At 39.0% G+C, this 17,290-nt stretch carries 6 protein-coding genes and 1 pseudogene; 4 read left to right on the top strand and 3 right to left on the bottom strand.

Annotation, left to right across the window (positions count from 1 at the left end; translation table 11 throughout):
- The 4 genes and pseudogenes from F8S12_RS40750 to F8S12_RS19510 all read left to right on the top strand — a co-directional run.
- A pseudogene (locus tag F8S12_RS40750) lies at positions 1-368 on the top strand (hypothetical protein); the annotation flags it as partial.
- Between the two features lie 213 nt (positions 369-581).
- Positions 582-1,538, top strand: coding sequence for a UV DNA damage repair endonuclease UvsE (gene uvsE / locus F8S12_RS19500; protein WP_196517746.1), 957 nt, complete (start codon positions 582-584; stop codon positions 1,536-1,538).
- A 39-nt stretch (positions 1,539-1,577) separates the two neighbouring features.
- Positions 1,578-3,176: an Hsp70 family protein gene (locus F8S12_RS19505; protein WP_196517747.1), complete on the top strand. Its 1,599-nt coding sequence runs from the start codon at positions 1,578-1,580 to the stop codon at positions 3,174-3,176.
- A 148-nt stretch (positions 3,177-3,324) separates the two neighbouring features.
- On the top strand, positions 3,325-3,831 hold the full coding sequence (locus F8S12_RS19510; protein ID WP_196517748.1) for a DUF1993 domain-containing protein: 507 nt from the start codon (positions 3,325-3,327) through the stop codon (positions 3,829-3,831).
- Positions 3,832-4,137: 306 nt separating this feature from the next.
- Here the strand turns inward: F8S12_RS19510 and F8S12_RS19515 are convergent, their stop codons facing one another.
- The 3 genes from F8S12_RS19515 to F8S12_RS19525 form a co-directional block, all read right to left on the bottom strand.
- The gene (locus F8S12_RS19515; protein WP_196517749.1) at positions 4,138-5,925 is read right to left on the bottom strand and encodes an ABC transporter ATP-binding protein/permease; all 1,788 of its coding nucleotides are present in this window, start codon (positions 5,923-5,925) and stop codon (positions 4,138-4,140) included.
- Between the two features lie 101 nt (positions 5,926-6,026).
- Positions 6,027-6,806: an aspartate/glutamate racemase family protein gene (locus tag F8S12_RS19520; protein WP_196517750.1), complete on the bottom strand. Its 780-nt coding sequence runs from the start codon at positions 6,804-6,806 to the stop codon at positions 6,027-6,029.
- Positions 6,807-6,847: 41 nt separating this feature from the next.
- Positions 6,848-17,284 carry a non-ribosomal peptide synthetase/type I polyketide synthase gene (locus tag F8S12_RS19525; protein WP_196517751.1) on the bottom strand — a complete coding sequence of 3,479 codons (10,437 nt, stop codon included), beginning with the start codon at positions 17,282-17,284 and terminating at the stop codon, positions 6,848-6,850.
- Positions 17,285-17,290: the final 6 nt, after the last annotated feature.

Below are 17,290 nucleotides of genomic sequence, written 5' to 3' on the forward strand. Positions count from 1 at the left end.
CTCAGAACTCCGTTAACGAGTCTTTGATACTCATTCATCCACCTCAGAACTCCGTTAACGAGTCTTTGATATTCATTCATCCATCTCAGAACTCCGTTAACGAGTCTTTGATACTCGTTCATCCACCTCAGAACTCCGTTAACGAGTCTTTGATACTCGTTCATCCACCTTTAATACTCGTTCATCCACCTTTAATACTCGTTCATCCACCTCAGAACTCCATTAACGAGTCTTTGATACTCGTGAACAAGCATAAAAACTCTCCTCCCCTGTCTTTATTAAAAAGATGGCACTTTCACAAGCTTATTTTCGTGTGGATTTGCGAAAAATTAATGCTCCTGCTAGCCTCATCACCTACAAAACTGTAGCGGCTTCCCGTCCTTATGTCAGGTGGGCGATCGCTGACTAACACCATCAGGTTTAGTTTGTGACACCTCAATTAGGATAATATTTCCACCAAATTGCTGATTGACAAATTCTCTACTATCTTTGCCTGTCACAAATGCTTCTCTAGGTACTCATCACTCGGTTGCAAAACTTATTAAAATCAAACAAGAGCAATATGTTGATAAATTTAATTAATGACCGCAATCGAGTTCGACAATTTACCTAATACACAGCAACAGCAAAAAAGCACTCCACCGCACTTAGGGCTAGTTTGCATCACCCATGATAAACAAGTGCGCTTTCGGACGATGACGCGCACACGCTACTTAAAACTTACTCTTGAAGAACGTGAAAGCGCTCTCAGAGAACTTTATCTGCATAACTTATACCGTTTGCATGACGCTCTATCCTTTTGTCAGCAGAACAACATTAGGCTGTATCGGATGTCTTCTGCTTTGTTTCCCCTAAGTGATATAGAAGACGAAATCGGCGCAAATCTCTTAGAGGAAATGAGCGATAAACTAGCCAAAATTGGGGAACGTGCAGAAGCATTAAATATCAGAATGGTGCTGCACCCAGATCAATTTGTCGTGCTGAGTTCTGATTCCCCGGAAGTGGTGAAAACAAGTATCAAAATTCTCGAACGACACGCCCGCACCCTTGACTTATTAGGCTTACCCCAATCGCCTTGGTCATTAATGAACGTTCATGGTGGCAAATCTCAACGAACTGAGCAACTGGTAAAGGTAATCTTAGAATTACCAGAAGCAATTAAAAGTCGCTTGACTTTAGAAAATGATGAATACGCTTATAGTGCCAGTGAAATTTTAGCAGTGTGTCAGCAGGCAGGAATACCCTTGGTGTTCGATGCTCACCACCATATTTGTCACGAAAATCTAGACAGCTACGATCATCCGGGTGTAGCATCTATGTTGTATGCAGCACGAGAAACTTGGGCAAATCCAGATTGGCAATTAGTGCATATTTCCAATGGTGAAGAAGCTTTCAATGACAGAAAGCATAGCGATATGATTACAGCTATGCCCAGCGTTTACCACGAAGTACCTTGGATAGAAGTCGAAGCCAAACACAAGGAAGTAGCGATCGCCGATTTGCGTTCTTGGTGGCTAATGGAGAATAATCACAAATAAAGTAGCTTTGGTGTCTTGGCGGGAGATAGTAAATAAAATATGGCGATCGCAATCGATTTTGGTACTAGCAACACAGTCATTGCTCGTTGGAACCCTGTAACCCAGCAGCCAGAAACCTTGAATTTACCAGGTTTATCAATTAAACAAAGTCTCAATCCGCCACTGATTCCTAGTTTGGTTTATGTTGAAGACGCAAAACAAGGTAAAGTTTTAGTAGGTCAACAAGTACGCGATCGCGGTCTTGACCTTAAAGGCGAAACGCGATTTTTCCGCAGCTTCAAGCGAGGTATCGGTGCAGATATCCAAGGTTTCTTACCCGAATTAGATGGGCAAATTGTCACCTTTGAACAAGTAGGGCAATGGTTCCTCACCCAGGTAATTGAGCAACTAGCACCTTTGCAAGGTGGGTTAGATTCTCTGGTGTTAACCGTACCTGTAGATAGTTTTGAAGCTTATCGTCACTGGTTAGGAAAAGTTTGTCAAGCCCTCCCCGTCGAACAAGTGCGAATGCTGGATGAACCCACAGCCGCCGCCTTGGGTTATGGCTTGGCAGATCAAGAAATTCTCTTAGTAATTGACTTTGGTGGCGGTACTTTGGATTTGTCCCTTGTGCGGTTAGATCAAGGTGTGCAAGCAACCACAAAGCCATTAGGATTTCTCCTCAAATGGGGTAATAAGTCATTAGCTGAAGATTCAAAACAAAAAGTCAAAACTGCCCGTGTCCTGGCGAAAGCTGGGCAAAATTTGGGCGGTACTGATATTGATAATTGGTTAGTAGATTACTTTGCGAAAAATCAAGGGCTGGCGGTAAGTCCCTTGACAACAAGATTGGCAGAACGGGTGAAAATTCAGCTATCAACCCAGAACCAAGCTAGTGAAGTTTACTTTGACGATGAGACATTTGAAAGCTACGAACTGGAAATAAACCGCGACACTTTTGAAAATGTCCTCAAAGAACACGCATTTTTTGAGTTGCTGGATCAGTCGATGACGACACTGTTGCAGCAAGCAAAACGCCAAGGAATAGAACTTGCAGATATTAATGCAGTTTTGTTAGTTGGTGGTACAGTGCAATTGCCAGCAGTGCAAACATGGATCAAACAGTATTTTGAGCCAGAAAAAATCCGTTGCGAACGTCCCTTTGAAGCGATCGCTCAAGGTGCATTACAGTTAGCACAAGGCGTACAAATTAAAGACTTTCTCTACCATAGTTATGGTATCCGCTACTGGGATCGCCGCAATCAGCGCCACAAATGGCATTCTCTGATTAAAGCTGGACAGGCATACCCCATGAGTCAGCCAGTGGAATTAGTCTTAGGCGCTTCTATGGAAAATCAGCCCAGCATTGAATTAATTATGGGAGAATTGGGAGCAGATACAGGCAATACCGAAGTTTATTTTGATGGCGATCGCTTAATTACTCGCCGTCTTGACGGTAGTGAAACCAACGTCAAACCCCTCAATGATCAAGAAGGCGCGAGAACAATTGCTCAACTGACACCAACCGGATATCCTGGAAGCGATCGGATCAAAATCCTCTTTCAAGTTGATGAACAACGCTTTTTGCGAATTACCGTTGAAGACTTGTTAACAAATAATACACTTTTGGAAAATCAACTTGTGGCACAATTGAGCTAGATATAGCCAAATACTTTTCAAACATCCTCTTAGGTATTGTTAATATCTCTCGTATTTAGCCAGGTACTATGCAAAAATTACCAGAATGCGAACGTTGCCTGTTTTGCATCCATGACCCAAAGATTGAACTTTTTCTGGAGAAATATCAATGACCATTTCAATGTATCAAGCTTCAATACCTGTGTCTATTCGGACTCTGAATAACCTTCTAAGTATTCTTGAAAAAGGTGCTAAATATGCAGAAACAAAAAAAATAGATCCTTCTGTATTGATCAATAGTCGTTTATCCCCCGATATGTTTCCCTTATCAAGACAAGTACAAATTGCCTCTGACGTGGCAAAATTAGGTGCCGCCCGACTAGCAGGGATAGAAGCACCCAAGTTTGAGGACATTGAAACTACATTCACCCAACTTACTGACCGCATTCAGAAAACTATCTCTTATTTAGAAACATTTAAACCTGAACAAATTGACGGTTCAGAGGAGAGAACAGTTACCTTACAGATGCCTAACAACACTCTATCTTTTCAAGGAATGTCATATCTCCTCTATTTTGTTTTACCAAACCTTTATTTCCATGTCACAACAGCATATGACATTCTGAGGCACTGCGGTGTAGAAGTTGGCAAACAAGACTTCCTTGGTAAGGCTTAATATGGCTTTAAGCTGTTGCGCCTTTAATTTGCATTAATATTTTTTCAATATGATTGTCGGGTGGGCATCTTGCCATTGGTGTCAACTTAAGCGCAAACCCGTTTAAAACCTCGTTTCTAGCCTCTGGCTAGAAATGCAAATCAAAAGCGGCTCTGCCGCAAGTCTTGAGGCGGAGCCTCTCGGAATACATTCCCAGTCGGAGACTGGGAACGAGACAATCTCTAAAAGCTTTGTCTGGACTGGTTTTTACGTTAAGTTTACACTCGTGGCATGTTGCCCGCCCTGATAATGCAAGTTGTATGAGGGTTAAGTGACAATTGAGTTTGATTTTTGGATTTTATAATCCTGCACGGTCACAAGTTGCCAACTAGAATCTTGTGAGAGTTCCAAAACCCATTGATGATAATTAAACAGACTCTCTCGATGTCCAACACTGATAAATGTTGTTTTAGTTTCTTGTAACTGTTGATATAAATTTCCTTCATTTTTCAAATCTAAAGCACTCGTTGCTTCATCTAATATAGTGAAACTAGGACGAGTAACTAATAATCGTGCGAAAGCAAGACGCTGTTGTTCTCCCAATGATAATATGTTCTCCCAAGGAACTTCTGTATCAAAACTATCAACTCGACTTAACAAGTTTTGCAGGTTAACTTGTTGCAAAACATCTTTAAGTTCTGCATCGGTCATTTGACGATTTGTATTAGGATATATTAACTGTTCACGCAAAGTTCCCAAGATGATATAAGGACGTTGGGGCAGAAATAAAACTTCTTCTAAAGGAGGTCGCACTAGACGGCCAGATCCGGCATTCCACAAACCAGCGATCGCTCTTAACAAAGAACTTTTTCCTCGTCCACTAGGCCCAACAATCAATAAACCTTCTCCTGGTTGAACAGACAATGATAAGTCTTCGACAATTACCTGCTCATAATTGGGTGTTTGTAGGGTAACATCCTCAAAAGCTAGACGGTTTTCTTCTATAGTTTTAATCGTACTTACGCTCTCTGGTTGTTTGGTAACAGCTTCTAAAGCATCCGAAAACTCAGCTAAACGCTCAACGTAACTCGAAAATCGTCCAGAAGTCCCAAATTCATCTATTAATGTTGCGACACCATTAGCAAACATACTGCAAGCGATAACTGCTTGGTTAACTTGTCCGAAATCAATTTCACCTTGAATATACGCAGGTACGAAGATTAAAAACGGAAATATTTGGATAACAGATCGATATCCTCTATTAAAAATATCTTTATTTCTCTCCCAATCAATCTTGCTTGTAGAAGTTTTTAGGACATTATCAAATCGGCGCTGAATTATATTTAATTCTTTGTTTTCTCCCTGAAAAAACGCTATCGATTCAGCATGATTCCGAACATGAGTCAGGCTATAAGTGTAATCGGCTTTAAATTCAAGTTCATCGTGAGTAATTTTATCTAATTCTTGACTTAAGTAAACAGCAATCAAATTACCTATGATCGTATAAGTCAGCAGAATAGCCACGGCTAGTTGGGAAATTGACCAAAGAATTACTAAAAAAGTCGTCATTTCCAGGATTTTTTCTAACAAAGTAGCTGAAAAATTGAGAGCAGTCCTGGCAATAGGTTCGATTTCTTGAGATAGACGTTGATCTGGATTATCAACATCGGAGCTAAAATTAATTTTATAATAAGCTCGATTACTTAAATATTTTTCTAAAATTTGATTATTCAGCCATTGATACCAATCAAGGGCGATTTTTTTTCTGACAAATTTAGAAAATCCTGTCAAGAGCGTGATCGAGAGCAGTCCAACACCGTAGATTGATAATATCCTGAAAAACTTAGAAAGGTCTTTATCTTGAACAATGACATCGATTAAATAGCGATCAACAAAGCTATTAAGGGCAGTTACGCCTACAAGCCCGATGATTAATAAGATCAGAAGAACCAGCATCCCCCATGAGCGAATCACGTCTGAGAATGGTCTTCCCTTTGGATCTGTTGGATACCAATAAGGTAGAGTGAGCGTTCGGAGATTATCCCAAAATCGAGTCAAATTTGAAGCAGCAGGAGTATTTGTTAAAGGGCGATCGCGAACAACTTGAGTTTGCATATTCAATCACTATAGTAGTAGTAACCTGATAATTTTTAGGATTCACTGTGGTAATTTAGGGGAAACTAGCTGTCATCCAATTTCTCCTAGATTCAATTATTTCATACAAAAGAGTTTATGGGCGATGGATAGAATTGTTTAGGTAGTTTTATATTTTCTAGGAGCAAACTAGAATTAGATGTGGTTTGCTCCAATAGCTGAAAAAAGTTTTGGGCGATAGTAGTCAAAGGATCGATCGCTTTTATGGAATCAATTTTATTTAGCTTTAGAGATTTCGTAAAAAGATGGAATTCTGTACAACCAGAAATATACGAACGAGTATTATATTTATGTAACAATTCTTGGATATCTACAAGAATTGTGAGTGGGTCTTGTCCTCTTTTCAGCACTCTATAGATCATCTCATGAATTAGGTGTTGGTCTTTTTCTGATAGAGAAATAATCCGATCGGCAGCAGAACAACCGTCGTGAAATAATTTTTTGTGGTAAGTGCCTGTACTTGCCAACAAAAGGGCTGGTTCATCATGTTCTTGAAGTTCTTGATCGACAATTTTAATTAAGGAAATTACTTTATTAGTAAGATGTTCTGGAATATGAGGTAGAGCATAATGAGATGTACAACACCCAATCACTATCCGGTCAACAAATTTACTCATATTTTCCAAATGCAGCTGAATAAAATCAATAAACTCTTGCTCATTGCCACTTTCAATTGAACTCGTGCGATCGGGTGCAGAAGGAAGTGAAAAAACAATGACATTAGGCGCTTCTTGTTCGTGATCAAGAAACTGATTATATTCGTAGATAGATTTGAGAAAATCGACTGTAACTACAGGCCCCATCCCGCCTAGAATTCCCAGTATTGGTGTTTTTTGATTCATAAAAATTCTCCAATTTGGTTTCTATGCTGAATTATTTGGCTCTAAAAATTGAAATTTTCTGCAAAAATGTTGGTATCTTCTTTGTCAAAACTTTCTATGTTAAAAGACAGGTTTATTAATGCTGTGTCAGGAGATTCTACTATCTCTTTTATAATAACTTCTAATAACTTTAGGATCAATGAAATCCGTTCGCTTGCAAACATATCTGTATTGTAGATTAGCTTCAGATATAGTTCTGTTTCGTCAACAAAAGTGAATTCTATATCAAATTTGGCAGTAACAATTTCTTGCTGAATAGGGTTAACAGTAATTCCATCTAGTGCTAGGTCTACATTTTGATTATTTTGCAGAACAACGACAGTATCAAATAGGGGATTCCGGCTAGGATCGCGCTGGAGATTCAAATCTGATACTAGTTTATCAAAGGGATATTCTTGGTTGTCATAAGCCTCTAGAGTTGTTGTTTTGACTTTAGCGAGTAAAGTTGTAAAACTATCGTCTGCTGCGATTTGACTGCGTAAAACTAAAGTATTAACATAAAAACCTATTTGTTCTTCTAAATCGGGATGATTGCGTCCGGCTATGGGAGAGCCTACTGTAATTTCATTTTGTTCAGTATATCGAAATAGAAAACTCTTGACTAAAGTCAGTAAACCCATAAACAAACTTGCTTCTTGAGTCTTGACTAATAACCTAAAACGCTTGATTAATTCTTGATTTGGGTTCCATATAACCGCAGAGCCTGGGAAACTTTGCAGCACTGGGCGCGGATAATCTAAAGGTAAGTTAAGACGTGTGGGAGCAGGAGTCAGTTTAGCCAGCCAGTAATCACGTTGTGCTTGTAGTTCAGATGTTTTTAATCGCTTTTCTTGCCAGGAAGTATAATCTTTATAATGAATCCTTAAAGGTGTGGGCAATTCCACATTTTGTTGTTTGTAGGCATGATAAAACGTAAGAAAATCTTTAATTAAAACTCCTGCTGACCAACCATCTGAAATGATATGGTGCATATTAAATAAAACTATATAGCTCTGTTGACTTAGTTTGAGTAAGTTAACTTTAAGTAAAGTTCCTACTTCTAAATTAAAAGTAGTTTTGGCATTGTTTTTAACAGCTTCATCGATAACTTTTTCTTGTTCCTCTGACTCTATCAAGTCTATCTGCTTCACTCCAAAATTCATTTGCTCATGGACGATTTGACGCGGTTCATTATCTATTAAGGTAAATGTAGTACGCAATATTTCGTGGCGTTTAATTAAATCTTGAAAGGCATTTTCAAAAGCCGCAATATTGAGATCACCGTTAAATTGATAAGCGCTCGGCATTCCATAGGTATTATGGTTATGATCAAGGAATTCTAAAGCCCACAAGCCGCGCTGCCCATGAGACATAGGATAAGATTTTTGCTGAGTTATTGCTGGTATAGGTTCTTGAATATTGTATCGTGTTTTAGATACTAAAACTGCTAATCCATTGATTGTGGGAGTTCTAAAGAAGTCAGCCAATTTTACCAATACATTTAATTCTTTATGAACATAAGTTACCACTCTTGAAAGCAGCAGTGAGTGTCCACCAATTTCAAAGAAGTTATCAAAGATACCGATGGGGTGTTTAGTGAGAATTTTTTCCCAAATATTTACCAGATTGGACTCTAAATTATTGCGCGGGGCAGTGTAAGCTACCTGTGTTAATTTACCTGTTTCCTGGATATCAGCAAGCGATCGCAAGTCAATTTTTCCATGTCTGGTAAGGGGAAATCGGTTTAAGAAGATAAAGGAAGTAGGAATCATGTAAACTGGCAAAGAGTTAGATAGAAATTTTCTGATTTCGGAAATTTCTATATCTTTATCAGTTTGACAATAGGCAGATAATTGGGTTTGATTATCTACATTGATCGATAATACAATCGCCCTGTCAATCTGAGGATGGCGACTGAGTTGGTATTCTATTTCTCCTGGATCTATGCGATAGCCATTCACCTTAACTTGATTATCTTTACGCCCAAGAAATTCAATCACACCTGGGGCAATTTGTTTACCTAAATCTCCAGTTCTAAAGAGAACTTTTCCCTCATTTATAAAGCTAGGTTTAAACTTTTCTGCGGTGATTTCAGGGAGATTGTGATAACCAGCTGCTAATGCTACACCTTCTACGCAAATTTCACCTACTACATGAAGAGGCACGGTGTTATCGAATTCATCAAGGACAAATAATCGATTGTTATGGAAAACTTGACCAAGAGGTACATCTATATTAAAGTTTTCGTCTATTGTATACTGAGCTACTCCGACACAAGTTTCTGTAGAACCGTAGACATTGCTGACGATATCAGCTTGGAAGCGTTTTCGTAAAGCGATCGCAGTTTCTCGATCTAATTTCTCTCCCCCTGAAGAGATATATTTTAAGCTGGGGATAGTTTCTTCAGTGTCGAGTACACCCAATATCTCCCGATAAATAGATGGCGTTGTGTGCAGTGCATTAATTTGATTTTCCTGTAAAAAGGAAACTAAATCCCCTATATGCTTTACTTCATACATATACAAAGCAGCACCGATTGTTAGCGGGAGAAAAATATTCCGCAAAGATGGATCATGGGTAATAGGTGCGGTAAAGATATAGCGCCATTCAGGATGTTTATCTAAATCAAAGGTAAGTCGTAAACTCCGAATTACATTCAAAATAGAGATGTGACAACCCATAACTCCTTTGGGGTTTCCTGTTGAGCCAGAAGTGTATAAAATATAGGCAATTTGGCTAGAGTCTGGTTTTATTTGAGGTTCAGTAGTATCGAATTCTGCCAGAACATCATCGATTTTATCCAAGCAAATTGCTTCTATATCTTGAGGTAATTGGGAGACAAAATTACTCTCTGTGAGACACACCTGAGAGGCACTATCTTTTAAGATGAAATCGATGCGGCTACTAGGATATTCTGAGTCTATCGGAACATAGGTAGCTCCAGTTTTAAAAGTAGCTAGAATGCCAATAATTAAGTTTTGATTACGTCCGAGAATTAGAGCGATCGCTTTCCCGGAGCCAATCTGATATTTCTCATATAAGTAATTCGTTAACCGGTTTACTTTTTCATTCAATTCTCGATAGCTGAGACTAGTTTGCCCAACAATTAATGCTGGTGCATTTGGTCTAGAGTTAACTTTAGCAATAAAGTCATCAATAATTGTCATCTTTTGGGGCAATTCTATTGTTGTCCCTATTAAATCTGCCAGTAATTTTTCTTCTTGCGAGTGTGTTAACAAAGGCAACTGAAAAAGTAAACTATTGGCATTATTAATTACGCCCTCCATCAGAATTTCAAAGCTTTCTAGAAACTGTTTGATAGTTTCTGGTTTAAACAGTTCTGTATTGTAGTTACAGTAGATAATCAGCGCGTCATTGATTTCGATTAAATTAAAGCCTAAATCGAAAGGAGTGTATCCAATTGGCTGTGGTGGCAGCAATACTTGTAATCCCTCAAACTCAGGTAGAGTTAAGCTAGGGTCCATATTGAAAGATACGGATATCAAGGGAGAACGGGAAAAATCTCGTTGTAATTGTAAAGCTGCTAATAACTCTTCTAAGGCGTGACTTTGGTGTTTAAAGGCGGCTATAAGTGTTTCTTTAGTATGACGAAGATGTTCAACAAAAGAATCAGTGATATTTGTTGAGATCCGAACTGGCAAAAATTGGGAACAAAAGCCAACTAATTCTTCACTCCCTTCAAATTGTCGTCCAGAAATGGGAATACCAATTACTAAATCATCATGACCAGAAATTCGACGCATAAAAGCTGTGTAAGCAGCGAACATTGTCATAAATAATGTTGCTTGGTTTTTGCGTCCCACAGTTTGCAAATCTCGCCACAGTTGAGGAGCAATAATTTTACTTTCTCGCCCTCCCGTGTAAGTTTTTACAGCAGGGCGGGGAAAGTCAGTAGGAAGCTCAAATACAGGGATTTCTCCCTCATAGGTTTTCAACCAAAAATCACGATGCTCTTGCATTTGTGGACTTTGGGCTTCTTGGTGTCGCAAAGCTAGATATTTGCGAAACTGCATTGGTGTCGCTAAATTGTCTGTAGCAACACCAATTTTTACTGAATAAAGTTTGCCTATTTCATTCAAAATTAGCCCTAGTGACCAACCATCCGCAACGATATGATGGGTTTTTAAAGATAGAAGATGGTGTTCAGGTGCTAAACGCATCAGCACAGCTGCAAATAAGGGAGCGATACCCAAGTCAAAAGGCTGTTGAGACAACTGAGTTCTTAATTTTAAAGCAGTTGCTTCGGGATTTTCCTCATCTATCAAATTGATGAACGGCAGGTCAATGTTGACACTATTGATAACTTGTTGTAATTCGCCTTGTTCTAATATTTTGGTTCGCAAAGCTTCGTGGCGATTGACTACTTGATTAATAGCCTGCTGTAAAGATGAAAACTCTAGAGAACCACGCAATTCTAAGGAAGTAGTAAGATTATATGATGCTGAAGCTGTTGGATCTAATTCTGCCAATAGCCAAAGCTGACGTTGCGCTTCATTGGTAGGAAATGTCTGGTTTAAATTACTCCTACCATCTTCATCGTCAGAGCGATCGCTTTCTTCTCTTTTCTTTGCTTGCGGTTGTTTAGCATTTTCAAAAAAACCCGCTTGCCGCAGTTCGATAATAGCTTCTTTGACAGCAATTATTACTTTATCTATATCTTCATTATTATGATATGTGGAGAGAAAACAAACTCGTTTTTCCCATGTATACACACCTTTGAGATTTAGCAAGTAATAAAAAAGCGGCAATTCGATTGGTTGCAGAAAAAGACTATAAGCTCCAAAAGGTTCAAAGCGAAACAGAGAACCAAAATTAACGATTCGGATGGGAATTCCTATTTCTTGAAAGAATTCATTAACTTCTGTTGCTAATCGATTGGTTAATTGATTTACTCGTTCTTGAAGTGTTGCACCTTGTTCACGTAAATGTAGCAGCACTGCACGACAAGCAGCTAGAGCCAAAGGATGACGACAGAAAGTGCCACCATAACCAGTTAATTCTGTTTGCGGATGGGAATTATCTCCATAACTCCAGAAACCGCCGTCAATTGTATCCAAGAAATCGGCTTTACCGCAGATCAGACCGATAGGTAAACCACCGCCAATGGCCTTACCGTAAATTACTATATCTGCCTCAACATCAAACCATTCCTGCGCTCCTCTGGGAGCGATCCGAAATCCAGTAATAATTTCATCAAAAATTAGTGCAATCTCTTTTTGACGAGTTAATTTCCGTAATTTTTGCAGAAACTCTTTAGGCTGTAAATCGGGTTTACGACTTTGCACAGGCTCTACCAACACTGCTGCTAAATCATCAGCTTGAGCAGCAATTATTTCTAGACTTTCTTCAGAACCATAGGTAAGAACTATTACGTCTTCAACCATTCCTAATGGTGTGCCAAGACTCAATGGTTGAGCTGTTCCTGGTTCCTCTCCAACTCGCGCTAAAATACCATCAAAAGTACCATGATAAGAACCAGAAAATAAAACAATTTTTTGGCGTTTTGTCCGAGAACGAGCAATACGAACTCCGGCCATAACTGCTTCTGTTCCAGTATTGCTAAAAGCAACCCGTTCTACACCAGTTATTTCACTAATTAAAGCAGCCGTTTCTGCCGCAATATTCGACTGCATTCCTAAGCCAATTCCGTGTTGCATTTGCTGTTGAACTGCTTCTATCACGAAATCAGGACTGTGGCCAAAAAAGTTAACACCAAACCCCATTGCTAAGTCGATGTAATCATTGCCGTCAATATCCCGAAAATATGCACCTTGGGCTAATTCTGAAACAATGGGATATTGAAATTCTTTTAAAGCCATACGGAAGTCAATGGTAGGTTTGACATCAACCATTGTTTTACGGCTATTTTGTGAATATGCCTTGGATTTCGCAGTTTTTTGATTATAAATAATCTCTAAATTGCTGATAAAAGCTTGCTGCTTTGCCGATAAAGATTCATTCTCATTCAGCTTTAAGGCAAGTGGGTTTAAACTTGGAGAGCTAGTTTTTTTAGGTGAATCAGTTTTAATTTTCTGGGGGGGAGATGCAGTTTCTATTTTTGCTTTTTGAGCAGGAGCAACGGTTTCTATCTGATGAATTAATCCTTCTGATATCGGTACAACAGATGCAGATTGAAGTATTTCTAATTGCTTGATAATGGTTTTTTCATGGATATCTTTAAGGTCTTTCAAAGATTGCAGTTGAGCCATCATCAAAGCTTCTTTACCTGAGCTTTGTATTGATATAGGTACTGTTTTCGCTTGGCTAACAATAGCACTTTCAGCAACAGGCGACAGTTCAGCAGAGGCGGAAGCAATAATTAACTCTTGCCCATTATAGATACTGATATTGTTCTGTTTAGAAAAACTATTCGCAGTAGCAAAACCACAGCGTTTTAAAACAGAACACCAAGTTTCTCCACTTAACAAAGGAGTATCTAAACGTAACTCTTTATCTTGAAAGCGCCACCATCCTGGTGTGAGTCCAAAGGTTAAATCTAGCCAGGAATTATTTTCTACTGTTTCTAGTAGTACCAAGTAACCACCGGGTAGTAACAATTCTCGGATATGATTGAGTGTTTCTGTAATATTTCGGGTACTGTGAAGCACATTAGCAGCAACAACTATGTGATAAGAATGTGCTGGTAGTCCTTGAGAAACTGGTGATTTTTCAATATCTAGTTGATGGAAGTTGAGATTATCTTTGTATTTAAATTTTTGACGAGCTTTATTTAGTAAAACAGGAGAGAGTTCGGTAAAAGAATAAGTTATGTTATTGAGATTTAAGTCATTAAGAATTGCTTCCGAAGTCGCACCTGTACCACCTCCGACTTCGATAATTTGGTAATGGCGATCGCGGCTAGAAAAACTTTTTAAAATTAGGTTAATTTCTTGGGCTACTCGTTGATTCATCAAACGAGATACAGGAGAATTACCATATATGCTTTCGGCATGAATTATTGAACCTGCTGGGAAAATTAACTCCAGAGGATCTATATTTCCTTTCAGGACTTCTGCTAAGTTTTCTCCACAGCGTTGCAGCATTTCCAACTCAGGTTTCGCTGCGGGACTAGTTTTTTGCAGGTTTTCTAGTACTTCTGGTAAATCAAAAGGCGCAGGTAAGTTTTGTACTGTCCAAACATTACCTTGATTTTGAATAATTCCAGCTTGCTCTAAAGTTTTTAAATAACGAGTGACTAAAACATGATATTTTGGGGCAATAGGCAAAGTTTGCAATAAAGTTTCTGTTGTCCAGGTTTCTGTTTTATTTAGTCTCTTGCCTAATGCTTCTAAAGCTTTGAGAATATAAGCAACAGCAATCGGTTGTAATTGGGAAATTACCAACAGGTAATTATTTAATATATTATCTACTAATATTTGCTCTGATGTCTCTAATGGTTCTTGTTCAATATAATTAGACAGATAATTAGCTATATCAGCAATTGTTTGCAAATCGGTAAATAATTGATCTATCTTGACTTTTGCACCAAACTTTTCTTCAACTTTACGAGCAAAGTCGGTCAAAATGATAGAATCTGCTCCTAGATTTAATAAGGTTTCATCCTCTCTAATGTCAGTTTCATTTTCTTTGAGAAGCAGAGCTAAAATAGACTTTAACTTGTTGCGGATTTCCTGCTGATGTATTTGGCTTTTTGAAACTTTTGCTACGGTCATTTTAGTTTGCTCTCTTTCTATATACTCTTCGTTAATTTGGCTAGATTCAACTAAAACAGTGGGCTGAAATTGGAAACGTTTTCTTTGAAAGGGATAGGTGGGTAATTGGACATTTCTGTAGCCGTAATCTTCATTAAATTTTTCGGCATTAAAACTAACTCCATTAATGTAGAGTTGGGCTAGTGTGGAGAGCATTGTATGCCAGTTATCCAAACCTCTATTTAGAGAACTCAGCCAGATAACTTCATCGTTATAACGGCGACCTTGATCTGATAGTATTGGTCTTGAACCTACTTCTAAAAACAGGTTATATCCTTTATTTAATGCCGTAATGATACTCTGCAAGAATTGCACAGGTTGACGGCATTGTTGTCTCCAATAACTGGCATCGGGCGGATTTTCTAAAGGTTTTCCGTCAATTCCTGAAATTAGCAGAATTTGAGGATGATTGTAGGAAATATTATGAGCAGCATCTTCAAATTCATCTAAAATTGGCTCCATTAATGGAGAATGAAAAGCACCCGCAACTGAGAGGAATTGAGCAGTAATATTTTGGGTTTTGCAGTTGGTAATTATCTCATCAATGCTATTGCTTTCTCCAGAAATTACAATTTGTTGAGGATGATTAATAGCTGCAATTGAAACTGTATCACTGTAATTTTTGATCAGAGAAAGTACAGTTGCTTCATCTGCAAAAACTGAAGCCATTTTTCCTATGGGCGCAGTTTGCATTAATTGCCCACGTTTAACAACTAATTGTAGACCTGCTTCTAAATTAAATACCCCTGCAATACAAGCTGCTACATACTCACCAACGCTATGACCAATTAGTAAGCTAGGTTCGATTCCCCAAGATTGCCACAGCATGGCAAGAGAATATTCTAGAGCAAATATAGCTGGTTGAGCGTATGCAGTTTGATTGAGTAAATCTGTTTGATTACCAAACAATATATCTTGTAATGGATGCTCTAAATGATTCGCTAATATTTCGGCACATTTATCAATATATTTGCGAAATCTAGGTTGGGTTTGGTAGAGTTTATGACCCATACCTGCATAACAAGCTCCTTGACCAGTGAAGAGAAAAACGATTTTCGGCTGTTTTTCTCCTGCGAAGCGTTGATAAAAAGTTAGATTATCAATATTGTTTTCGTCGGCAAAAGCTGCTAATCTTTGTTGCAATTCTGGTAATGTATCTGCAACGATCGCTAAACGTTCAGGTAAGGGCGATCTACCAATAGCTGCACTATAAGAAATATCTCCGATTTCTGGATGAGATTTTAAATGGGTGTGAAAACGTCGAGCTAGTTCTTTGAGAGCAGTTTCGTTATGAGCAGAAATAGTTAACAGATAACTAGGAAGTTTTAGCTTAATTTCTGTTGTTTTTGCAACAGGCGCTTGTTCAACAATTACATGGGAATTGGTTCCAGAAAAACCGAAGGAACTAACTCCAGCTATGCGGACTTCGCCATTGTTAGACCAGGGTATCGTTTGACTAGGAATTTTGATCGGATATCCTTGCCAATTAATCAGGGGATTTGGCTGCTGAAAGTGAAGATGAGGCGGGATCTCACCATGCTGGAGGGCGAGAATTGCCTTGATCATTCCCGCTAAACCTGCGGCGGCTTCGAGATGTCCGATATTAGTTTTAACTGAACCGACATAAAGAGGTTGCGATCGCTCTCCATAAACAGCCGCGATCGCATTCATCTCTATTGGATCTCCTAAAGAAGTTCCAGTGCCATGTGCTTCTATATACCCGACTTTCTGGGGTGCGACTCTGGCATCAGCTAAGGCTTGACGGAGTAAATCTTGTTGTGCAGGGCCACTGGGAACTGTTAAACCGGCGGCTGCACCATTATGATTGACCGCAGATCCTCGTAATACAGCGAGGATGCGATCGCCCTTTTTCTGAGCCACAGATAAGCGTTTCAGCACTAAAACCCCACACCCTTCGCCCCGTACATAACCATTTGCAGCCGCATCAAAGGTCTTGCAGCGACCATCTGGAGACATCATCCCCGACTGGGAAAGGTTGATTGTAATTGCTGGATTTAAGATGAGATTTACCCCAGCTACCAAAGCCAGTTCGCACTCATTATTTCTTAAACTGCGAATAGCTTGGTGAACGGCTACCAGTGAAGAAGCACAAGCCGCATCAATAGACATGGAAGGGCCGCGGAGGTTTAAAAAATAAGATAACCTACCTGCTGCTGCACTCAGGGCGTTTCCTGTGCCAAAAAAAGAGTCGATTTCATCATAATTGCTTTTGTAGACCATCATGGCGTGGTCAACACTAGTGATACCAACAAACACACCAACGCGATCGCCTGCTAAATTAGTCGGTGGTATATTGGCATTTTCTAAAGCTTCCCATGTTACCTCAAGTAGTAACCTTTGTTGGGGGTCCATTGAGGTTGCTTCACGGGAAGATATAGAGAAGAAACGGGCATCAAATTCTGCAATATCTTCTTGAAGAAACCCTCCATAACGAGTATTCATTTTGCCGGGAGTGGGTTCTTCAGCATAAAATTTTGAGATATCCCAACGGCTTTTAGGGACTTCTACAATCGCATCAAGCCCTGCTTTACAAAAATTCCAATAAGCTTCAGGAGAATTTATTCCTCCAGGAAAACGACATCCCATCCCAACAACAGCAATTGGCTCACTTTGTCTCGTTTCTAATTCGGTAATGCGAGCCTGCATTGCCTCCATTTTTGTTAAGGTTGATGCTATTAATTTTTTATAATCTGTATTTTGAACCATAGAATT

Origin of the sequence: Nostoc sp. WHI (assembly GCF_015714725.1) — a bacterium.
Lineage (GTDB): Bacteria > Cyanobacteriota > Cyanobacteriia > Cyanobacteriales > Nostocaceae > Nostoc.

Bases quoted from the DNA above. Each gene is read 5' to 3' on its own strand.
- uvsE (WP_196517746.1), top strand. From the start codon at position 582: ATGACCGCAATCGAGTTCGACAATTTACCTAATACACAGCAACAGCAA.
- F8S12_RS19505 (WP_196517747.1), top strand. From the start codon at position 1,578: ATGGCGATCGCAATCGATTTTGGTACTAGCAACACAGTCATTGCTCGT.
- F8S12_RS19510 (WP_196517748.1), top strand. From the start codon at position 3,325: ATGACCATTTCAATGTATCAAGCTTCAATACCTGTGTCTATTCGGACT.
- F8S12_RS19515 (WP_196517749.1), bottom strand. From the start codon at position 5,925: ATGCAAACTCAAGTTGTTCGCGATCGCCCTTTAACAAATACTCCTGCT.
- F8S12_RS19520 (WP_196517750.1), bottom strand. From the start codon at position 6,806: ATGAATCAAAAAACACCAATACTGGGAATTCTAGGCGGGATGGGGCCT.
- F8S12_RS19525 (WP_196517751.1), bottom strand. From the start codon at position 17,284: ATGGTTCAAAATACAGATTATAAAAAATTAATAGCATCAACCTTAACA.